Source organism: Microcoleus sp. N9_B4 (assembly GCF_036701635.1).
Classification (GTDB): Bacteria; Cyanobacteriota; Cyanobacteriia; order Cyanobacteriales; family Microcoleaceae; genus Microcoleus.
This window is the reverse complement of record NZ_JAUBRC010000003.1, coordinates 82,149-106,142: the sequence shown is the minus strand read 5'-3', so window position 1 is coordinate 106,142 and position 23,994 is coordinate 82,149. Positions and strand designations below refer to the sequence as shown.

General features: G+C 45.0%; 11 protein-coding genes. 5 read left to right on the top strand and 6 right to left on the bottom strand.

Annotated features, from left to right (window positions below):
* Positions 1 to 229 precede the first annotated feature (229 nt).
* The 3 genes from QUA43_RS02790 (at position 230) to QUA43_RS02780 (ending at position 2,974) form a co-directional block, all read left to right on the top strand.
* Positions 230 to 1,684, top strand: a complete 1,455-nt coding sequence (locus QUA43_RS02790; protein WP_333370830.1) for a hypothetical protein — start codon at positions 230 to 232, stop codon at positions 1,682 to 1,684.
* A gap of 514 nt (positions 1,685 to 2,198) precedes the next feature.
* Positions 2,199 to 2,480 carry a peptidoglycan-binding domain-containing protein gene (locus QUA43_RS02785; RefSeq protein WP_333370828.1) on the top strand — a complete coding sequence of 94 codons (282 nt, stop codon included), beginning with the start codon at positions 2,199 to 2,201 and terminating at the stop codon, positions 2,478 to 2,480.
* Between the two features lie 221 nt (positions 2,481 to 2,701).
* Positions 2,702 to 2,974, top strand: a complete 273-nt coding sequence (locus QUA43_RS02780) for a peptidoglycan-binding domain-containing protein (RefSeq protein WP_333370827.1) — start codon at positions 2,702 to 2,704, stop codon at positions 2,972 to 2,974.
* A gap of 48 nt (positions 2,975 to 3,022) precedes the next feature.
* Here the strand turns inward: QUA43_RS02780 and QUA43_RS02775 are convergent, their stop codons facing one another.
* From QUA43_RS02775 to QUA43_RS02765, 3 genes are all read right to left on the bottom strand, one after another.
* Positions 3,023 to 6,418, bottom strand: coding sequence for an ATP-binding protein (locus QUA43_RS02775; protein WP_333370825.1), 3,396 nt, complete (start codon positions 6,416 to 6,418; stop codon positions 3,023 to 3,025).
* Positions 6,419 to 6,781: 363 nt separating this feature from the next.
* Positions 6,782 to 10,057: a response regulator gene (locus tag QUA43_RS02770; RefSeq protein WP_333370823.1), complete on the bottom strand. Its 3,276-nt coding sequence runs from the start codon at positions 10,055 to 10,057 to the stop codon at positions 6,782 to 6,784.
* Positions 10,058 to 10,174: 117 nt separating this feature from the next.
* Positions 10,175 to 11,233 carry an aliphatic sulfonate ABC transporter substrate-binding protein gene (locus tag QUA43_RS02765; protein WP_333370821.1) on the bottom strand — a complete coding sequence of 353 codons (1,059 nt, stop codon included), beginning with the start codon at positions 11,231 to 11,233 and terminating at the stop codon, positions 10,175 to 10,177.
* Between the two features lie 190 nt (positions 11,234 to 11,423).
* On the opposite strand from QUA43_RS02765, the gene QUA43_RS02760 reads away from it, so the two are divergent.
* Entirely contained in the window at positions 11,424 to 11,723 is a 300-nt protein-coding gene (locus tag QUA43_RS02760) for a DUF7734 family protein (RefSeq protein WP_333370818.1), read from the top strand.
* A 91-nt stretch (positions 11,724 to 11,814) separates the two neighbouring features.
* Here the strand turns inward: QUA43_RS02760 and atpC are convergent, their stop codons facing one another.
* The 3 genes from atpC to QUA43_RS02745 all read right to left on the bottom strand — a co-directional run bounded on the left by atpC (position 11,815) and on the right by QUA43_RS02745 (position 14,884).
* Positions 11,815 to 12,222, bottom strand: coding sequence for an ATP synthase F1 subunit epsilon (gene atpC / locus QUA43_RS02755; RefSeq protein WP_333058306.1), 408 nt, complete (start codon positions 12,220 to 12,222; stop codon positions 11,815 to 11,817).
* A 184-nt stretch (positions 12,223 to 12,406) separates the two neighbouring features.
* Positions 12,407 to 13,864 carry a F0F1 ATP synthase subunit beta gene (atpD, locus tag QUA43_RS02750; protein WP_333143861.1) on the bottom strand — a complete coding sequence of 486 codons (1,458 nt, stop codon included), beginning with the start codon at positions 13,862 to 13,864 and terminating at the stop codon, positions 12,407 to 12,409.
* A 132-nt stretch (positions 13,865 to 13,996) separates the two neighbouring features.
* Positions 13,997 to 14,884: a PEP-CTERM sorting domain-containing protein gene (locus QUA43_RS02745; RefSeq protein WP_333370816.1), complete on the bottom strand. Its 888-nt coding sequence runs from the start codon at positions 14,882 to 14,884 to the stop codon at positions 13,997 to 13,999.
* 906 nt (positions 14,885 to 15,790) lie between these two features.
* Between QUA43_RS02745 and QUA43_RS02740 the strand changes: the two genes are divergently transcribed.
* The coding region (locus QUA43_RS02740; RefSeq protein WP_333370814.1) for a two-partner secretion domain-containing protein at positions 15,791 to 23,994 on the top strand (8,204 nt) is incomplete at its 3' end.

Genomic DNA, 23,994 nt, shown 5'->3' with positions numbered 1-23,994 from the left:
CAGCTAAAGTCTTCCAGAAAATACTCAAAAATCCCCAGAAAAAAAACCGGGGCGCATATACCAAAGAATTGAACTAACAGCAGAGTAGCTGACGTGCCGCCGCCCAAAAACGGATACCGTGCGACGTACTCCAGTCGTGGAGATCTAAAAATTTTAGACTAAGGTTCCAGCTTCCAGATTCATCTGTCGAGAAAATCTAAAATCTAAAATCTAAAATCGACTGACAGCAATGTTATTGGGAAAGACTGTGATGGATAGCAAACAAGCCTACTTACAGTGCTTAGAAAGGCTGATTTGGGCGATCGATCGCCTGGAAGCAAAAGTCGAACCAAGTGAACTCGCTCGGATTGCCGAACTGATTGTTCAGCCGATGATGGGGCCCTGGCGGTTTTTTCACACTCCCGAACATATTTTTGATGTGGGGGGAGATGAAGACGCGATCGAGGTTTTGGCAGCTTTATTTCACGATACCGTCTACGTGCAAGTCGATCGCAGCATTAACTTTAACGTCAGCTACTACATCACTCCTGTTGCAAAAGAGGTTAACAAACAACTACAAATTCGGGATAAATCTGAACTGTCTGCGGATGCTACCTTCGAGATGGTAATGCTGGTATTCAATTTTGTACCGGGCGAAGTCCTCAATCCTTTCGCCGGACAAAACGAATTTCTCAGCGCTGTGGTAGCAGCAAAAGCTCTAGAACCATTTCTCAAACGCGAGCAATTGCTTCAAATTGCAGGCTGCATTGAAGCAACAATTCCGTTTCGCGCCGCCGATGCAGGAGTAACGGTAAGCCAGCGCCTTTATGACCGCTTGCAAGCAATAAATAGCCTGTTTAACCTCAGTTTGACTGACGAGGAAATGCGGGAAACGGTGAAAAAATCTGTGCGAATCTCTAACCGGGATGTGATGAGTTTTGCTCACCATAGTTCAGCCCATTTTTTGGCAAATACCTGGAATTTACTGCCGGAAACCAATCACAATCTCATCTACTGGGGTTTTTACACGGTTCGCGACTACCGAGTTGCTTTGCTGAAGATGGAAGGTTTTCTGAATTATCTGAAGCCAGAGATAATTTTCCGGCAGTTTGAGGGATATCCAGACGATCGCACCTATCAGCGCTGGGAAACTACTGCTAAGTACAATCTCGAAATTGCGAAGCTTTATTTGGGGTGCAAACTGTCTGCTCTCGCCCTGCTAGAAGCTCTTTCTTCGGGTTTGGGCATCGATGTTTCTCTGGCGATGATGATGGGCGGAATTCCGGATCAATCTGTTAACTGCGTGCGCCTAGAAAGCTTTTTTCCAGAAATAGAAAAACCTTATCAACCTAAAATTGGTTTAGAAGCGGAAGTATTAAATTTATTAGAAAATGGGCGGGCTAAAAGCACTTCTAAAACCGATTTGGAGAACTCGCCACTGACAACGTTTGTCGTAAAAATTGTTGGCTTTGGCGAAATGCGCTATCAGTGCGATCGAGCTAAGGAATTTTTTAGAGCAAATCTAAACGCCGACGACTTTATTTCCGACTTTAACCCGATAGTTACAGAAATTGTCATTGATTCAATTCTCAAGTTGTTTGACAGCCGAAAATCTACTATCTACCGATACTACGATATCACTTCTAAGTTAAAGTCCCAACCCCAGAGCAATTTTCCCGATCGCCCTTTTCGCTCAAATGGTTAACTAGCTTTAAACACAGTATTTCTTCCTCCTCTATAGAAAATACCCTTACTCAGCTTATACAACAGTGGAGCGATTACACTGTGACAGGATTGATTGCCTCGCCAACCTACGTCAATCTGCCTATCCATCCCGGCACTAACAGCCGTACAGGTAAGTAGGTAGACGGGATTAAACCGCATAATGTAACACTATGTAAACAGGTTTAAGTCAGCCTGTAGAGAGCCTTTGGGGACTTTGCCCTTGTTTACATAGGGGCGTTTTTTCGCGCCGCCTTACTTATGGTGTGGGGTTGGTGGCAAAGATGCTAAAAGTTGATAAACAATGGAAATTCGCTGCTGTTTGCCTTTGACAATTACTTTGTACAAAACGGATTTTCTAGCTGGCTGTCACTCATCTGAGCTACCCCAGATAAGCGTCACTATAAAAAGCGACTGTTAAAGCACTTCCCCCCACAGCTACAACTGGGGAATAGCAAGTTCAAACGACTTGCAAACCACTAATCCCCAATCAAACCATGCAAACCACAAATTCAATTTACACCCAATTGCCTCTTTGCTCTTCACTGCCCACACTGCAACGAAATAATAGTACCACTGCCAATCAAAACGTGCGCTATCTCCAACAATCCTTAGTTAAAAAGGGATATCCCGTCGCAACTGATGGATTCTTCGGCCCAAAAACCGAACAAGCAGTCATCAAATTTCAAAAGGAAAATAAGATTGCTGTTGATGGCATTGTCGGCCCTCAAACTTGGAGTCTATTAGGCGCTTGTTATACAGGTGAACCCGGATGTTAAATCCAAGTTAACTAATCCTAGGCGCACAGGTAGCAAGAAACTGGGTTTTTTCACAGCAATACTTCTTTTACTCCCCCAGAAACGCTAAAAAATCTGGTGGTTGAGCGAAGCCGAAACCTTGTTTATGCCCGTCAAAAGTGCATCCAGGACTATTAATTAACATTTTTTCCTCGCTTCCCTGCTTTTAAACAACTTGCAAACAACCAATGGAGAATCAAACCATGCAAACCACAAACGCAATTCACCTGGAATTACCTTCCTGTCGTTATTTTCCCCTACTCAAACGCAACGATGGCGTCACCCAAAATGAGGACGTTCGCTACCTTCAGCGACTCTTGAACGCCAGCGGATTTTCTCTAAATACTGATGGAGGATTCGGCCCCAAAACCGAACAAGCAGTCATCAATTTTCAAAAGCAACAACAAATCGTTGCTGATGGCATCGTCGGCCCTAAAACTTGGAATAAATTGGGCGTTTGTACAACTATATTTTAAAGTTTGTACAACCATATGTTAAAGAGAGTAGGGCGTGCAGTGTACGCCCTATTTCTCCGTAGAAGTTTCCACGCCAGACCACCCCTCCGGGACTCCGTACATTCGATACTTGCGAGCTCGTTTGAAATACAGCATGGCTACCCGATCGTCAGGATTGATTTGTAAAATATTCTGAAAAACTTTTTGGGCGGCAACAAATTTTTGCTCATAGTAAAAATTGAGAGCTTCTTGAAAAATCTCCGCAGTTTGCTGCTTAAGTACAATGCTCTGCTCTGTTTCTGTCTCGTAAATTTCAAACACCGACACAGCATTTGTCTTTCCTTTCACCGTTACTCGATCGACAAATCTGTACTTATATTTTTCTGGATCGTCGAGGCGATCGATAATTGCACCGCTAACTAGAATGCCCGCGCCGTAAACCTTAGTCAATCCTTCCAAACGAGACGCGAGATTCACCGCATCAGCAATCACCGTACTTTCCATCCGTTCTCGCTCGCCAATTGTACCCAACATCAAATTGCCCACGTGCAAACCGACGCCGATCGCGATCGGACACAAACCATTTTTTTCTCGCTGCTGGTTGTAGATATTCACTTCTTTTTGCATATCAATTGCTGCTCGCACGCCATCAGATGGAGATGTAGGAAACAGTGCCATGACTGCATCCCCAATGTATTTGTCAATAAACCCGTTATTTTTCCTGATTGCAGGGCTAACCCTTCCCAAGTAAGTGTTAATAAATGCAAAATTTTCAGGCGGTGTCATATTTTCGGAAAGCGCCGTAAACGAGCGAATATCAGCAAACAGCACTGTCATATTTTTTTCCTGATGTTCGCCTAATTTTACTTCAATAATACTCGGCTTTTCCAGCAAGTTTAGAAAATCGTGCGGCACAAACCTGCCGTAGGCTGCATTCAGTTTGGCTAGGCGAATTTGCGTGTTAATTCTCGCCAACAATTCCTTTTTGATAAAAGGTTTAGTTACATAATCATTTGCTTCTAAGTTAAAAGCTTCTACCAAGTCAGTAGTTTGATTTTTAGCCGTCAGCATCAGAATCGGCATTTCTAAAGGCGAGTATTTTTTGCGAACTTCTCGACACACTTCATAACCAGTCATCTGCGGCATCATTACGTCGAGTAAAATTAAGTCCGGCTTAAATCCTGATTCAATCAGATTTACAGCTTCTAAGCCGTTGCTCGCTTGAGTAATCTCGTAGTTTGCTAGAGAAAGACTGTTGATAATGACCTGAATATTAATGGGTTCATCATCGACTACCAAAACTTTGAGTTTTTCACTTTCTAGCAAGTCGCTATTTTCTGATAGCTGAGAATTTATTGTAGAGGATTTGCCCGCGAATTCAGGAGTGATTAAAATGGGAGAACCCTCGGTTAAACGCGGCTGTATGCTGCTAAATTCCGGCTGACTCTCAGATACGGGCAAAGTAAAGATGAATTGGGAACCCACGCCTACAGTTGAAGATACCCCAATTTTCCCTCCGTGCAATTCAACTAATTGCTTGGCAACCGTTAACCCTAAACCAGTGCCACCATATTCTCTAGCAGTAGAACCGTCAGCTTGTTCAAAGGATTCAAAAATTCGGTCTAATTTATCTTCGGGGATGCCAATGCCAGTATCAGATACAGTAATGGCTAATTGGGAATTAGACGGTGATTGTGCGTTGCCCGTTACCAATTCTGCGGAAATTTCAACTCGGCCACTTTCGGTAAACTTAATCGCATTGCCGATTAAGTTGTAAAGTATTTGCTGCAAGCGATTCTCGTCGGCTGCTATTGGTGGCAATTCAGGAGCGACTGAGTTAATCAACTGCAAGTTTTTTTTGCCTACTAATGGCTGAGACAAAGTGAGAATTACCGAGACTATTTCTCGAATACCGACGGACTTAATTTGCAGTTCTATAGTTTTGTGTTTTAGCTGAGAAAAATCTAGAAGATCGTTAATTAAAGAAGACAATCTTTTCCCCGATGATGAAATCAAAGCTAAGTTAAAATTGGTTGATTCTGGCAGTTGTCCGGTAGCACCGTCTATTAAAGATTCTGCAATCCCAATAATACCGTTGAGGGGAGTGCGGAGTTCGTGGGAAGTATTGGCTAAGAATTCGTCTTTCAGTTGGTCGAGTCGCTGCAATTCGATATTTTTAGTTTCTAACGCAGTAAATGATGCTTGCAGTTGTGCTGCCATGCTGTTAAAGGCAGTGGCAAGTACGCCCAACTCGTCGGATCGATCGAGCTTTACAGTTTGGTCAAATTGTCCTTCAGATAAAGCTATTGCTGCATTTTTTAATTTTATAAGAGGTTTGATAATCCAGCGAGAAGTGAGAAGTCCTAACACACTTGCCATGCCCAAAGCTGCCAGACATAGCAACACTGTAGTTCGGTTGCCCGCATGAATTTGTTCCATAAAGTCGGCTTCGGGAACGACGACGACTATCAGCCAATCTAAACTTTTGCCGTCTTGGAATGGCAGGACTTTTAAAAATTTATTCTGGCCGTTTATCTCAACATTTATTTGCTGCGATTTGCTAATTTGCTGCAATTTTTGAAAGTGACTTTCTAAATATTTAGCTGTAGTTTTCGTTACTGCATCGCTGCTTTCTGTAACTTTAAACAGTTCTTTTTTACCGTTTTGGGTGCGGAAAGGTTTCTCTGCTGTGGAAGTTGCCAGCAGCGTGCCGTTTCTTTCGATAATAAAAGTTTGACCGGATTTGCCTATTTTGAGGCTGTTTAAAAATTGACCGATACTGTCGAGACGCAAAGCAGCAATTAATACTCCTTCTAGCTGTTTCTGGCTGTTGTAAACTGGTTGCAGCGCGCTGAGGATTAAGGTGGGTTCTAGGAAGGATACATAAACTGAACTCCAAGTTGGTTTGGCTTCTAGAGCCGCATAGGTGTAGGAAGGGTGCTGTCGGATGTCGAAGTTTTTGACGGTGGCTGCTACTGTAGTGCGATCGCCTGTATCATTAGTATTGTAAGAATAAAAATCAAAATTTGTAGACGGGCCCGATGCGTTAATCAATAAAGTGCCATTAGACATCTTTTCGCCAGTGCGATATTCTCCATCTTGATTAGCGATCGACGTAAAATTGATATAAGGATATAATTGCACTTGCCGCCACAGATACTTTTCCCAAGCTGACAAGTCTTTCATGTTCACAAAACCCAGTTTCACCGCATCCAGCTTGCTTTGATTGATTTGGTGCGGAGTTTGCAGATAAGTTCTCAAATTTTGCTCGATGCGATTGCTCACCTCTCCCATCAATTGAGCCGCAAGGTCATTCACTGCTCTTTGAGAGTTCCTAAATGATAAATATCCCACAATACCCACCGCTGCAAATACTTGCAAGACAAACGGAACTATGAGTACGGTTTGCAGCGTTGCTTTTCTTGAAAGTTTTGCCACTAAGTGCTTGAGAGAAAGAGTGGACATAACATTAATTTAGCTTGAAAGACACAGTTGATACGGGCGAACGAAGCTGCACCGCTCGCTGCTAAGTATTGTAAACCATTTTGTAGTTGAACAAAACTTGCACAAGCAAAGTTTGATTCTCGGTTTCTTCCTGAATCGCTGTCAAACTTAAGATTTTTCCGAGAAATCGGGTTTCTTTTTCGCAGAGATTTCCGCAATATATGCGAGGAAGAAGTCAAACCAGCGCGATCGACGGCAAATCTCTCAGGAAAACTCCCAATTTTGGGTTCCCATGCTTTGGTCTGAATATATTATGACTGAGATTAGGTAAAAAAACCGGATCAATACATAAAATTTTCTGCCGTCAGCTTGATGTTACTTTTACTACTTTTCATCCAAAGCTTCTATTCCCGACCATCCTTCTGACACTCCATACATTCTATTCTTCAGAGAACGTTGGTAGTAGGTTGCGGCTAACTTATCTTGAGGATTTGTTTCGCAAATCTTCTTGAATATTTTTTGCGACTTACTAAAATTTTGCTCGAAATAAAGCTCCAGACCTTTTTCAAATGCAGCAGCAGTTTCCTGTTTGAGTTTAATGCTTTGTTCTGTTTCTGCATCATAAATCTCAAACACTGACACGACGTTTTTTTTTCCTTTTACTGTGACTCGATCGACAAATCGACACATATATTTTTCTCGATCGCCCAAACGCTCTAAAATTGATTCAGTAACTAGGATTCCCGATCCGTAAACCTTAGTCAGTCCTTCCAAACGAGACGCGAGATTTACCGCATCAGCAATCACCGTACTTTCCATCCGTTTTTGCTCGCCAATCGTACCCAACATTAAAGTTCCCGCGTGCAAACCGATGCCGATCGTAATCGGTGCATAATTGCTCCGTTGTCGGTGCTGGTTGTAAATAATAACTTGTTTTTGCATTTCCACCGCCGCGCGAACAGCATCATCTGCCGACTCAGGAAATAGTGCCATAATCGCATCACCAATATATTTATCGATGAAACCTTGGTGAGCGCGAATTACCGGACTCACTCGGCTGAGGTAGCTGTTGATAAAATTAAAGTTTTCTTGGGGAGTCATCGCTTCTGAGATAGTCGTAAAGGAGCGAATGTCCGAAAATAAAACTGTCATTTCTTTCTGAATTTGATCGCCTAGTCGGACATCAACAATACTTTCGTGTCCCAAAAATCGCAGAAAGTCGTGGGGGACAAATCTACCGTAAGCTGCATTGATTTTTGCCAGACGGATGTGAGTTTTGATTCTGGCTAGCAATTCATTTTTGACAAACGGTTTAGTTAAAAAATCATTGGCTCCTGCATCGAAACCTTGCACTAAGTCAGATACTTGATTTTTGGCGGTTAGCATCACAATTGGCACTTCTATAGCCGTGAATTTCTCCCGGATTTTCTCGCAAACTTCGTAACCTGTCATCCGCGGCATCATGAGATCTAGCAAGATTAGATCGGGCTTGTAGCCTCTTTCTAGAAGGGCTAAAGCTTCTTTACCGCTGCTAGCTTTGGCGATCGCATATTTTTCGAGAAGTAAATTGTTAGCCAGTACCTGAATATTCACAGGTTCGTCATCTACAATCAAGATTTTCACCAGACTGTTTTCTTGGCATTCTAGATCGTCGCTCAAACTGTGATTATTAAAACTTGGTGCGGCAGTTGCATTAGTTATTAACTGGCGATCGTTGGTTCTTGAAACTAAAGACGACCGAACCGTTGCTGGCAGATGCTTGCGCTCAATGTACTGATTTTGAGAGATTGGCAAACTAAAGGTAAACTGCGAACCAATACCTAGTTTTGAAGATACCTGTATTTCGCCGCCGTGCAGTTCGACCAACTGCTTTGTAACTGCCAAACCTAACCCTGTTCCTCCATATTCTCTAGCAGTGGAACCGTCTGCTTGTTCAAAAGATTTAAAAATTCGTTCTAATTTATCTTCAGCAATGCCAATACCACTATCGAATACCGTAATTTGCAGTTTTGACCTAACAATTAAAGATTGAAGCTGGCTGGTTACTGAACTTTCTTTGTCTGTCAAAGGCGGCGAATCCAAGCCGAGCGCATTCGCGGAAATTTCAACTCGGCCGCTTTCGGTAAATTTAATCGCATTTCCGATTAAGTTATAAAGAATTTGTTGCACCCGATTTTCATCGGCATCCACGAGGGGAATGTCGGGAGTGACTGAATTAATCAACTGCAAGTTTTTTGTACCGATTAGAGGTTGAGAAAGAGTCACCACGATATCGACAATTTCTCGGATGCCGATCGGCTTGATTTGCAGTTCAATATTTTTGTGTCTCAGCTTCGAGAAATCGAGAATGTCGTTGATGAGATTGGACAGTCTTCTGCCGCTAGATGCAATAATTTCCAGATTGGAAATAGTCGATTCTGGCAATTGTCCTGTAGCACCGTCGATCAAAGATTCAGTTAAACCTATAATGCCGTTAAGCGGGGTGCGGAGTTCGTGAGAAGTGTTGGCTAAAAATTCGTCTTTGAGTTTGTCAAGTCGCTGCAATTGGGCATTTTGATCCTCTAATTTTGTGAAAGATACTTCTAATTGACTGGCCATGCTGTTGAAAGCATTAGCTAATTTTCCGAGTTCGTTAGATGCTGCAATATTTACCCGATTTTCAAACATTCCGCTACTCATTTTAGTAGCTGCAGATGTTAGGGATTTCAAAGGATTTGTAATCGATCGAGCAAAAGCCACTCCCAAGCCCACGGCGACGAGGGCGCTGGCGAGGGTAACTGCACCCATGACGTATAGGAGCGATCGCACCGGAGCGTAAGCTTCCGCCGTAGGTAGCTCTACAACCACCATCCACTGCACCCTCCGCACGATCGCACCCGTACCCATTACTTCTTCCCCGCGCAAGCCTCGATACACGATCGGAGATTGAATCCCCGAAGCTAAAGCTAATTTGGATAACTCTCGCACAAACGATCGCCCTCTCAAATCTTGCAGTAAATATGGATTAATCTTGCTTCCGGTTTCCGAAATCAGCACCGAGCGATGGTCGAGAACGTAGGTGTAACCAGTTTTTCCCACTTGCGATCTGGCGGCAATTTGAGTTAAAAAATTGAGACTAACTCTGGCAAACAATACTCCAGTAATTTGATTTTTACTGTTGCGAACAGGCACTGCTAAATTAACAACATTAACCGCTGTTTTCAGATCGACATCTACGGGACTAACATAATTTTGAGCCTGCCCAAAAGTCTCCCAAAATATAGGTGCATCTCCTGAAATACCTGCTAAATTCAAGCTATAGAGAGAGAATGGTTCGTAAGGCGACATCGCCTGTAGGATTTGACCTTTACTGTTGAAAATTCCGACCACTTCGTAGGCGCTGTTGCTGTTAACCAATCCTTCGAGAATGCTGCGCTGAGTTTCCGCATTAAATTCTGTTAAACCCCGCAATTCTGACAAATAATTGAGTTGGCGCTGCAAGTTATCTAGATAAGCGCTAATTTGGACAGCAGCAGCTTGCGATCGTTCGTACTGAAGCTGTTTTGTCTGTTCTATTTGTCCCCGAAAGCTGAGGTAAGCTAAGGTACTTCCCGCCATCAATACGCTTGCCACAACAATCGAGACAAAACCATAACGCAATTGATTGGCAATTGATGACATTTGATTCTGCCAGTTAACAGTTTTAACTCACTTTATAGGATACACTAAATTGCACATTTTTCATAGTTGCGGAATTGCAACCGTTGATTTATCGTTACCTTTACCTAAGTTCTGGTTTTATAAATCTAATTTTTGTTTCCAGATAACATCTTCAATCCAAATGCGATCGGGAAGCAGCCCCAACCGAAAGAAAATTTCAGCAATCCGCTGCTGTTCTTCAACTGCCCTGTCCTGAATTGGCAGCAAATCGTAGCGGCGGCTTTTCGTTAACATGATAGCTGTGGTTATTTTCATTCCCCTTCGATTGCTGATAAAATCCGCTGCTTGCTGGGGATTTTTAGTGATCCAAGTAGCCATCTGTCGCGTTTCTCCCATCACTATTTTAACAATATCCGGAAAGTCGCTAGCAAACGAGCGACTTGCCAAATAAAAGTTTCTGTCATTCATCAGCCCGTCGCTGTTAGTCAAGAAATGAACAGGCATAGTTTCCTGTAACTGAGCTAGAAACGGCTGCCAAATCGCCCAAGCATCAACCTCGCCTCTCACAAATGCTTCCTGAGCTTTTGGCGGCGGCAAATCGACGAATTGGACATCTTTTAACTCCAAACGACCTTGAGTTAACGCCCGAATTAACAAATAGTAACCTGCTGTTTTTCGAGTTGCAGCTATTTTCTTGCCTTTGAGATCCGCTAGAGTCCGAATTGGAGAATCTTGAGGAACTATGATGCCAATGCTTCCAGGTAAAGCTGAATCATTAGCAATATAAACAAAAGGTACGCCGTCTGATTGGGCAAAAATTGGCGGCGCAACTCCTGCATAACCCAGATCGATTTTTCCTTTTCCTATTGCTTCTAAAATTGGCGGCCCTGCAGCAAATTCCGTCCATTCTACAGACCACCCAATTTCTGCTAAACGGGTTTCCAAAGAGCCTTTAGCTTTGAGATAAAACAGCGCTCCGAAACGCTGATGCCCGATTCTTACAACTCTTGTTAAGTTTGAGGGTGCATTTTTGGTTTTTGCTGTAGAGTTATTTATTAGTTGTGATTTGCAACTTGCCACAGCTAAACTCAAGCAAAAAACGAGCGTGAATAGCAGCGTATATCCCCAAGCAACACGCCGTTTAATAGTATTTTGACTAAAAAACGATAATTGGCATCTAGTCTTGATGTGGCTCATAAAATATCGGACAAGTAGGTTTTGCAGTCAGAAAATCTTCCAGATGTTTTTTACAGGATTTATATTATGTCCGCTTACTTCCTGCGGTTAAAAAAGCTCGAATTAAAAATAAAATTTTAGCTGGCTGTCCCTGAAATTAGCTGCAAAATTCAGCTATATTATAGCAGATTTCAGGAAAGTGAGATTTGCTATGGCTGACTCTATTGCTCGTCGCTTGGAACAATACACGGTAAAACGATCGCACGAAGTTTTAATCGTCAAGGCCCAAATTGACGGCGAATTCGATGAAATTGCTATTTTTAAAGGCTTTTCTAGCTCCCTGACGCGATCGACTGCTTTCGATCCAGAGGTTCCTGTGTTGCCGGAGGAAGCAAAAATTGTCAGTGTCGATCGCCTGGAGAGCCCCTACAATCCAAATAACCCCCGCTATCTTCAGCAGGGGTTATCTTGGGAAACAATGCAATCTCTATTGTCCGAGGTGGGAGTTTAGCAAAACATTAGGGACACAACGCGAGAAAAACAGCAGGGACACAACATTGTTGTGTCCCTGCTACAAAAGCACTATGTCCTTAACCTGAGAGCTAGAGCGTGCCGCCGGCAGCTTGGAAACGAGCTCTCGCGCGTTTGATTGCTTGCTTAGCTTGAATTTGCTCTTGCAAAGTGCCGGTAGTAGCCTTTTGCAAACGAGCTTCTGCTTCGGTGTAAGCAGTACGAGCAGCTTCTTTATCAATGGTTTCGCCTTTTTCAGCGCCGTTGACAAGAATAGTAACTTTGTTTTCTTGGATTTCTGCAAAGCCACCCATCAGAGCAATAGACACCCATTCCTTGCCGGGACGGACGCGCATCACTCCGGTATCCAAAGCTGTCAACATGGGAGCGTGACCACTCAAGATACCCAGTTGGCCTGTGGTGCTCGGCAGAATTACTTCTTCAGCATTAGAATCCCAAACAGTTTTGTCTGGGGCCACTACGCGCACAGTTAATGTCATAAATTGTCCTTAGTCATTAGTCATTAGTCAGCAGTCAGCAGTCAGCAGTCAGCAGTCATTAGTAATTAGTCATTAGTCAGCAGTCAGCAGTCAGCAGTCACTTAGTTGTTAACAGTTAAAAGTTAACAGTTAACAACTAATGACCAATGACTAATGACCAATGACTAATGACTAATGACTAAAATTACTTGGCGTCAGCTTTCATTTTTTCAGCTTTGGCGATCGCCTCGTTGATATCGCCCACCAAATAGAACGCTTGTTCCGGTAATTCATCAAGTTCGCCAGCCAAAATCATCTGGAAGCCCTTAATGGTGTCTGCCAGCTTGACGTACTTGCCAGGGGAACCAGTGAACACTTCAGCCACAAAGAATGGTTGAGACAAGAACCGTTCAATTTTGCGAGCGCGAGAAACGGTCAAGCGGTCATCTTCCGACAGCTCGTCCAAGCCCAGAATTGCAATAATATCTTGCAATTCCTTATAGCGTTGCAGAGTTGACTGCACCTGACGAGCAACACCATAGTGCTCTTCACCGACAACGCTAACTTGCAACATCGTAGACGTAGAATCCAGCGGGTCAACCGCAGGATAAATCCCCTTCGCAGCCAAACCGCGAGACAACACAGTTGTAGCGTCCAAGTGAGCAAAAGTCGTAGCCGGTGCGGGGTCAGTCAAGTCATCCGCAGGTACGTACACAGCTTGAACCGAAGTAATAGAACCTTCGGTAGTCGAAGTAATCCGTTCTTGCAAGTCGCCCATGTCTGTACCGAGAGTCGGCTGGTATCCCACAGCCGAAGGCATCCGACCCAACAGAGCCGATACCTCAGAGCCCGCTTGCACGAACCGGAAGATATTGTCAATGAACAGCAGCACGTCTTGCTTGCTGACATCACGGAAGTATTCGGCCATCGCCAGAGCCGACAAGCCCACGCGCATCCGAGCACCAGGTGGCTCGTTCATTTGACCGTAAACCAGAGCAATTTTTGATTTGCTGCGGTCTTCTTCGTTAATAACCCCCGACTCGATCATTTCCTTGTAGAGGTCATTACCTTCGCGGGTGCGCTCGCCCACACCACCGAACACGGACACGCCGCCGTGAGCCTTGGCGATGTTGTTCACGAGTTCCATCATAATCACGGTTTTGCCGACGCCTGCGCCGCCGAACAAACCGATTTTGCCGCCGCGACGGTAGGGCGCGAGCAGGTCAATCACCTTGATCCCAGTTTCAAACACCGAAGGCTTGGTTTCCAGTTCGGTGAAAGCCGGCGGGTTGCGGTGGATGGGCATACTTTCGGAAGTATTGACCGGGCCGAGGTTGTCTACGGGTTGACCGATGACGTTAAAAATCCGGCCCAGAGTTGGGATTCCCACGGGAACTTGGATCGATTCCCCGGTATCTACTACTTCCATGCCGCGCACCAAGCCGTCGGTGGTACTCATGGAAACGGCGCGTACTTGGCTGTCTCCGAGCAGTTGCTGAACTTCGCAGGTAACGGCAATGTCTTGACCTGCTTCGTTTTTGCCGGAAATCGTGAGAGCGTTATAGATTTGGGGCAGTTTGCCGCCTGGGAATTTTACGTCTACAACCGGCCCAATGATTTGGGTGATGTAGCCTACGTTCGTTTTTGTTGCGGTGGATACCATGAATAGTGCCTTTGTTAGGATGCTATTTTTCCCGTTATGGAAAAAGTCTTAACATTTAGAAATGCTATTCCTCAGATTACCACTGAACAGACGCACTATTTAGATTTGTATGGGGCTGGTTAAGAGTCATTTTTATGGTTCCTGCCCTTGCTTTTTTTTCCTGCGAGTCGCAGCCAAAGCCCCGATCCCCAGCATAGTCCCGAATACTGTGACTGGTTCGGGGACTGGTTCGGGGGCTGGTTCGGGGGCTGGTTCGGGGGGTAACTGAGCCGACACGGTGAAGTTTCGGAAGGCAAGGCCGTTGACTGGTTTGGGGGCTAACTCAGCCGACAGGGTGAAGTCTTGGAAGTCCGCGTCGTTTCCTCCTCCGGCATCGTCGAAGGAGATTTTTGTACCCTGAGCCAGTTGGGCCATTGTGAGCAATGAATATTGCTCTGGGCCTTTACCGCCGTTGACGCTTGTAAATAAGTCGCCGGAGTTGTAGTCGAGATTAAAGTCGCCAAACACGGCTTGCTGACAGCCCGCCACCAGACAGTCATCTCTCCGGAACTGGGTGTTGGCGGCAAACCATTCGGGGCTGTTCATGAAGGTGCTGCTGGAGGCGTACTGCTCCAATGGTTTGCCGCTGCCGCTGTCGCTCCACAGCAGCAGGGCATAAGTTTGATCCTGCAAAAATTTGAAGGTTTGGGTGATGGAGCCGTTTTCCGAGGTGACTGCGTTGCCGAAGCTTCCCTGCCAGTCATTTGCGCTGCCGTTATCTGAGGGTTTAGTCTCGTAGAACAGTCTGGCGATGTTGGTGTAGCCAGTGTTTCCTGACTGAGCTTGGGCTACCCACAAGCTGGACTGGTAAGCGCCGTGAGATTGGTCGAATGTAAAGTTTATACTTGTATCTTGATCGAACTGGATGCCGCTGGTGCCAAACATGAAAGCTCGGACGGGCGGGCAGATGCTGAGCAACATTGTGGTTGCCAAGCTGGCGACTGTAAAAGATGTTTTTTTGACTAGCGTTAAGGTAGTCATAACCCTGATTCCTCCAGTATTGTTAGGTAGTAAGGCGGAAAATGCCCTAAATGCCATGTTGCCGTGACGCGAATCGACGATCGCGAGCCTGCGATATTTAGGACGATCGTCAAACCTAAAGAAGAGGCTCCACACCAGTGAATCTACATACAGATCTCACTTAAGGGTGTTTTGGAGTAAATGAGTGCTTCTTCTAAGAGTTTTCACTGACACTAGAGTGCCACACTTTAATCTGTAACAGCAAGATTTTCATCCTGCGTAGACTTCCAACCTACTACATTTACTTCGTTTCGGTAACGGTCTAAAGTTGAGTGCAAGACTTGCAAATATTGGCTTTCATCAAAAATACATAAAAATTTTACTCGACCTTTATAAAGTTTTGGTAAAGTTCCTCCATAAAATATAAAGTTTTCGAGAGAACGTCGGCTGTTCAGTCAGTTGTTCATGAAAGCGCGCTGCAAGCTGCTCGACCGATGCAGAAAGCAGCGGCGGCGACCGCGAGTAGGATTGTATCGAGTTTTTGCCACTCTAAGCAAGCTGTATAACAAGCGAGCGTTACTTACGTAGTTTTGACTAAATTTTCGAGTTTTTTAAACCCCTAACCCTCGCATTCCGCGCCATATTTTCACCAATAGTCCCGGCCGCATTAACCCGGTTTTTTAAGGTAATTGGGTCAGGGAAGCATAGAAAGTCAAAAAAAGAAACTAAGTTTCATTTCCCGCGCCTGACTTCTAGTAAAAAAACTGTTTTTACGTAAATCATAGTAATTAAAAACATACATTTCATTTTTTAGTCCTAATTATTCTATCACCCAAAATAGGCTGCTCCTATTGACATGAGAAATTTTTAGGGGTAAAAATAGTAGAAATAAATACGATCGCACTTTAAGCACAATATTTAAACACAATGACAGCCAACAAATTACATTTACTCGGATGGTTATTCATTGTTAGCTGGCTGAGTGCAGCGGCGGGTTCTGCCAAGGCGCAACCCATCGCCCCGGCAGCGGACGGCACTAACACAGTTGTTACTCCCAACGGCAACCGCTACGACATTTCCGGGGGATCTTTCAGCGGAGATGGGGCTAATCTTTTTCACAGTTTTACTCTGTTTGGCCTCAGCGAGGCTCAAACGGCTAACTTTCTGACCAATCCCAATATTCAAAATATTTTGGGAAGGATTACTGGGGGTAATCCTTCTTTAATAAATGGCTTAATTCAAGTTACGGGTGGCAATTCCAATTTATTTTTGATGAATCCTGCTGGCATAATTTTCGGGCCGAATGCCAGTCTCAACGTGCCTGGATCTTTTAATGCTACTACGGCGACAGGGATTGGTTTTGGGAACAATCAGTGGTTTAGTGCGATCGGCAATAACAATTGGGCAACTTTAATTGGGATGCCGAATAGTTTTGCGTTTACAAATTTGCCAGGGGGCAGCATTGTTAATGCAGGCAATTTGACGGTGACACCAGGTCAAAGTTTAAGTTTGATCGGCGGTACGGTTGTCAATACGGGTCAGGTAACTGCGCCTAGTGGCAATATTCTGATTAGCGCCGTACCGGGTAACAATTTGGTGCGAATTAGTCAAGCTGGAAATTTATTGAGTTTGGATATTCAGCCGACAGCAAATCAAAGTTCGCTGCCAAACAATTGGACGCAGCCAGTGTTATCTTTGCCGGAGTTGCTGACTGGACAAGGTGTGGCACAGGCGACGGGTTTGACAGTAAATTCCAATGGCGAAGTTGTGTTGACAGGGAATGTTTCTGTGCCGGTAACTGCGGGAACTACGATCGCATCCGGCAGTCTCAATGTCTCTGGCAACACTGGCGGTACTGTAAATATTTTAGGCGATCGAGTAGGTGTTATTGCGGGCAATATCGATGCTTCTGGGATTAACGGTGGCGGCAATGTACTGATTGGCGGAGATTATCAGGGTTTGGGGACTGTTCCCAATGCTGCGCGGACTTTTGTTAGCAGCGACTCGACGATTAATGCTGATGCTATTAGTAATGGGAATGCAGGACGAGTCATAGTTTGGGCTGATGAAACTACTCGCTTTAACGGCAATATTACGGCCAGAGGTGGCTTGTTTTCTGGGAATGGCGGCTTTGTGGAAGTGTCGGGAAAGCAATCGCTGGATTTTCAAGGATTAGTTGATTTGCGATCGACCTTTGGGATTGCGGGAACCTTACTTTTAGATCCTACTGATATTACTATTAGCGCAGGTGCGGATGCAGGCGGCACTTTAGCAGGGGGAGCATTTACGCCCTCGGCGGGTACTTCTACAATTAATAATGGGACGCTGCAAACACAGCTAGGTTTGGGAAATGTGACTATTTCCACTGCGTCGGCTTCTCCGAACCAAGGCGATATTACAGTCAGCGCTCCGGTTTCATGGGCTAATAGTAATTCCCTAACTCTGAATGCTAATAACAGCATACTTGTTAACAAAAATATCACGGCTAACGGCGGCAGTATCACCCTGAATGCAGATGTAGATGGCAGTGGTGCAGGGGCGATCGCCATTACCAATGCTATCATCAACTCCAACGGCGGCAACATCATTTTAGGAGGCGGCACCAACCCGTCAAATTCCCCAGCATTAGGGACAGCGGCAAATCCCAGCGGAGTTTCTCTCACAGGTTCCACGCTCAATGCCGGCACTGGAAATATTTCTATTAGAGGTCAAGGAGTCGCTGGAGTCAGCAACAATCTCGGCATTTCTGTTTCTACCAGCAAAATCACGACGGCTGGGACTGGAAGTATTACTCTCAATGCTACTGGCGGTAATGGAACTGGAAGCGACAACAAGGGGATTAACATTATTACCAGTACAGTGGAATCGATCGGGACAGGGAGTATTACTCTCAACGGTACTGGCGGGAACGGGATAGATAATAATCAAGGGATATCTATTGACAGCAGTACAGTGCGGGCTGGGGGAAATATAAACCTGGCTGGTAACGGTGCTGGAACTTTAACCCAAAACACCGGCGTTAGAATCATCAACTCTACAGTCGAGTCAACGCCCGGGAACGGGACTGTCACCATCACCGGGACGGGAGGAAATGGGACTGACAGCAATCAAGGGATAACTATTGATAATCCCAGCACCGTAAAATCGCAGAATGGAGATATCACCCTAACTGGAACAGGTAAGGGGAGCGCGGGCAACAACAGGGGCATTTCGAGTTCAGGGGTGGTGGAGTCCACAGGCACCGGGAATCTGACTCTAAGCGGTGTTGGCGGCAATGGGACTGATAGCAATCAAGGGATACAACTTCAAGGCGGCACAGTGAAAGCGCTCTCTGGAAATGTCAGTCTGACTGGTACAGGTGATGGGGCTGGGTCTACAAACGAAGGCATATATGTAGATAGTGGTGCTACAATCCAAACCGCAGGCTTGGGAAAGGTGACGTTGACGGGTACGGCCAGTGCAGGGACGGGCACTAATTCCGGGATCTGGCTCAACAACGGCACGGTACGATCGGAGAATGGAGATATTGTTTTAACCGGTACCGCTGTAGGGACAGCATTTAGCAGCTACGGCATTAACTTAAACACCAGCATACCGCCGGTAACGGTGCAAGCTACGGGAACGGGTAATATTAGCCTCACGGGAAGTGCTAACAACAATTCCATTCCAATTAACCTCGCGGCCGGTGTGATTGATGCGGCTTTGGGCGGCAATGTCACTTTGACGGGCGATGAAATTCAACTGTTAGGGACGACTCAAGTCAATGGCAAGGGTACTATTACTTTACAGCCGCTGACGCCGAGTTTAGGTGTTCTGATAGGCGGTACTCAGAATAACCCTGACGTTCCTCCTTTGAATCTGATTCAGGCGGAGCTCGACACGTTAAAAGGGTTTTCGCAAATGGTTATCGGACGGACGGATGGCACGGGGGCGATCGCCCTTGACCCCGCTGGCGTTACTTTTAATAACCCCGTCACAATTCAAGATTCCACAATTGCAGTCAATGGAAACATTACAGGTAAAAACAACGCTTCAATTACTTTTAATGCTGCAACCACTAACTTAAATGCAAATATTGTCACCAACGAACAGAATATTACCTTTGGCGGCAAAGTCTCTCTGGCTACGGGTTCTAATGTCACCCTAGATACTGGGTTAATGAATGCAGGCGACATTACTTTTGGGGGAACGGTTGACGGCGATGGCAACCTAGTTTTGACTACGGGAACAGGCGTTATTAATGTCAACGGGCCCATTGGGGAGACTACAGGTTTGCGTTCCCTGAAAACAATCAATGCTTTCGATGTGAAGAGTCCGATCGACTTTTCAATTGAAACTACAGGTAATATTACCGTTGGTAGTATGAGAAATCCCGGACGGGCGATCGCCCTTACCAGCACTAATGGCGATATTGATACGACGGCAGGGGCAATTGATACCACATCCAGTACCGGAAATGGTGGGCCAATTACACTAAGTGCCAACAATATTAATGCTAGTAATCTTAACTCCAGTTCCACTGCTGGCAATGGCGGAAACATCACACTCACGGGCAAAACAGGCAACATTTTTGCATACTCAGGAGTAGTTAATTCTAGTTCTAGTTCCGGTGCCGGTGGAGATATCGCGATCGCAACTCCCAATGAAGTTGGGATAAATAGCGTTGATGCTAATGGATTGCCCGGTACTGGAAATATTAGCATTAGCGGCAATGAGATTGGCTTTTCGGGAGCAGGTTCCGCCCAGAGTAAAGGCACTTTTTCAATTGTGCCGTTTTCGCCGAATGTCGGAATTCGCTTCCAGGCTGGACTTCCTTTCGATCCGCAGGCGATCGATATAGGAGCACCTTTTTTATCCTCATTGCGTAATGGCTTTAGTGCCATTATTTTCGGAGGGAAAACTACTACAGGCAATATCACTGTAGAGAATTTGCCAGTATCTTTTGCCGATCCTGTGACTTTCAATACTCAAGGCACTATTTTTGTCAATCCCAATCAATCGATTTCGGGAACTGATAATGCTTCCATTACTCTCAACGCTACAACTAATAACTTAAATGGCAATATTACCACCCAATCTCAAGATATCACAATTAACGGCAATACCTTAGTTGGAGATAGTGTCTTAGTGAGCAATGGCAATTCAGCAGGTGGCAATATTCTGTTTAACAATAACATTGATGGCAGCGGCAATCTCACTTTAGAAACAGGTACAGTTAACTTTTCAGTTAAATCGGCGATCGGCAATACTACACCATTAGGAAATATCACCGTCAATAGTGCTGGTACAGCTACATTTAATGCTGTCACGGCTACCAGTTTCACGACCAATTCTGGCGGCACAACTACACTTAATGGCAATGTCACTACCACCGGCAGTCAAACCTACGGAGATGCTGTCACTCTTGCCAATAATCCCATTCTCACAGGTAGCGACATTACTTTCAATAATACTGTGGACGGTACCAGCGATTTGACTGCGAAGGCGGTGAGCGGTAATGTTACATTCAATGGTGCAGTTGGGAATACTACAGCATTAGGAAATATTACCGCTAACTCTACAGGAACAACTGCATTTAATCAAACAGTCAATGCCGCAAGTTTAACCACAGATGCTGGCGGCACAACTACACTCAATGGCGATGTCAAGACAACCGGCAGTCAAATCTACGGAGATGCTGTGACAATTGCCAACAATCCGACTCTCACAGGGAACGGTATTACTTTCAACAATACTGTTAACTCCAATAACATCGGTAGCGATTTGACTGTGGATGGGACGACTGGTGATGTTACATTCAATGGTGCAGTTGGGAGCTCAAAGGCGATCGGCAATTTAACAGCTAACTCTACAGGAACAACCGCATTTAATCAAACAGTTAATGCCGCAAGTTTGACGACAGATGCTGGCGGCACAACTCAAGTCAAGGCAAATGTGACAACCACTGGCGCTCAAACTTATGCAGATGCAGTGACAATTGCCAACAATCCGATTCTTTCAGGTGACAGCATTACTTTAGAAAATACTGTAGATGGCACCAGCGATTTGACGGCGAAGGCGAGTAGCGGCAATGTGACATTCAACGGTGCAGTTGGGAATTTAAGTGCGATCGGCAATTTAACAGCTAACTCTACAGGAACAACCGCATTTAATCAAACAGTCAATGCCGCGAGTGTGACGACTAATATTGGTGGCACAACTCAAGTCAATGGCAATGTGACTACAACCGGCAGTCAAACTTATGCAGATGCTGTGACTGTTGCCAATAATCCAATTCTCTCCGGCAGCGGCATTAGTTTCAACGATACTGTTAACGGCAGCAGCGATTTAACTCTGAATGGGGGTACTGGTAATGTTACATTCAATGGTGCAGTTGGGAGTTTAAGTGCGATCGGCAATTTAACAGCTAACTCTACAGGCACAACCACATTTAATCAAGCAGTCAATGCCGCGAGTTTGACTACAGATGCTGGCGGCACAACTCAACTCAAGGGAAATGTGACTACAACTGGCAGTCAAACCTACGGAGATGCAGTTACAATTGCCAATAATCCGATTTTTTCAGGTGACAGCATTACTTTCAATAATACTGTTGATGGTATCAGTGATTTGACTGTGAAGGCCGCTAGCGGTAATCTTACCTTCAATGGTGCAGTTGGTGCTGCAAGTGCGATCGGCAATTTAACAGCTAACTCTACAGGCACAACCACATTTAATCAAGCAGTCAATGCCGCGAGTTTGACTACAGATGCTGGCGGCACAACTCAACTCAAGGGAAATGTGACTACAACTGGCAGTCAAACCTACGGAGATGCAGTTACAATTGCCAATAATCCGATTTTTTCAGGTGACAGCATTACTTTCAATAATACTGTTGATGGTATCAGTGATTTGACTGTGAAGGCCGCTAGCGGTAATCTTACCTTCAAAAGTGCGATCGGCGAAACAACTCCTCTCACAAGTTTAACTGCCAACAGCAAAATATCTTTAGGCGGCAATGTCACTACAACCGGCAGTCAAACTTATGCAGATGCTGTCACTGTTGCCCCAAACTCGATTCTTTCAGGCAGCGACATTACTTTCAACAAGACAGTTGACGTAGCTGGCAATCTGGGTATTGCGGCTGATAATGTTAATCTCAAAGGAAGTGTAACAACCACCAATGATGGCACGCTCACACTTACCAATAAGGTAAATCTCAATATTGAGAATAACTTGAATTTAGACGGTGAATTTATTCAAAATGGCGGCGGAAATGTTGCGGTTAGCGGAAATATCACCACAACTAATGATAACATTAGTTTTAGCGACCCGGTGACATTAAAAGCTCCTGTAACTTTTACACTGGGAGATGCAACTATTGCTTTCGATTCGAGTTTATCGGCAGGTAGTAACCCGCTGAGTTTAACGGCAGGTGAAATTGATTTTTCGGGGAATGTTTCTGGTACTGGCGCACTAACGCTGCAACCCGCAACAGCCGGACAAAATATTGCGGTTGGCGGAACTGATAACAATACTAGCGCTTTAGATTTGACTGCATCGGAAATTAATGTAATTCAAAATGGATTTAGCTCGATCGCGATCGGGCGATCGGATAGCAGTGCAAATGTTAGTATTTCCTCTAATCTTACATTTTTAGATCCGGTAAATATTCAAACGGGAACTGGTGCGATCGCACTTGATGGCACTCTGACGGGCAATGACAACAGCAGTATCGCCCTCAACGCTTCCACAATTAATTTAAATTCTGGCATCAATACCAATAAAAACCCGATCGCTCTCAACGGCACTGTCACACTCGGCAACGATATTAATCTCAGTACCAGCGGCGGAGATATTAAGATAACTGGTGCGATAGACGGTAATCATTTATTGAACTTAGATGCGGCTACAGGCAATGTGTTGATGCAAGGAAATATCGGAGACACAACGCCCTTATCTGTTTTGAATGTTACTGCCTCAAATGCAGAATTTATTGGAAACGTTAACAGTAATTCTGGTGTTAATCTTACGGGTTTAAATACTAAAGTAGGCGGTAATGTTACGACTAATAACGGCAATATTAATATTAGCAATGCTTTAGTTTTGACAAAGGATGCGGTATTTAGTACCGCCGGGGGAAATATGGCTTTTGGTGCGATCGACAGTGACAGCATTAATGCCCGCAACTTAACTCTAGCCTCCGGTAGCGGCAGCATCACTTTCAACGGTTCGGTGGGGGCCACCAGCAAGTTAGGAAATCTTGCGATCGACAATGCTGGCAATGTGACAGGAAACTCGACAATTAACGCGCAACAATTGACAGCACTAAACACGGAAAAAGTCAACTTATCGGGAGATGTCACCGCCGCCAAAGTCGATATTACTGCCCAGGGCGATATAACCGTTAAAAATATTACTACTAATGGCGGAGAAATTCTATTTACAAGCGGTAACAACTTCACCGCAGGCAATTTGAATACATCGGCAAACAGTGGCGGTAACATAACTGTTAAGGCGATAACTTCAATTACAACCGGACAAATTAACTCTAGCGCTATAGTCGGAAATGCCGGCAATGTGTTCTTAGATCCGATCGGCGATATTCAAGTAGAGTTTATCAATGCCCAAGGCGGTACTGGCGGCACTGGCGGCGATGTCACAGCAATAACAGGCAATTTTTTCCGCGCTACGGGTGCTTTTTCAACCCCACTTTCGCCGACGGGATTTGCTAGCATTTCTACTGCTGGCGGCACAGGTGGCGGAAATATCGCAATTACACACGCTGGGGGAGATGGAGGGACGCCGATTCAACCGTTTGTGGTGGGGGATGCTGCTAGCAACGGTACGGCGGGTGCAATTACAACGGGACAATCTAGCATTACATCGCAGTCGTTTCCGCGTTCTAGTAGTGTTGGTAATATTGTGTTTTCGACTGATGACGCGATCGACCCGCCGCCAACACCAACTCCAACTCCGGTAGTAACTCCGACTCCGACTCCAGTTGTCACTCCCACTCCGGTAATAACTCCAACTCCGACTCCAGTTGTCACTCCCACTCCGGTAATAACTCCAACTCCGACTCCAGTTGTCACTCCCACTCCGGTAATAACTCCAACTCCGACTCCAGTTGTCACTCCCACTCCGGTAAT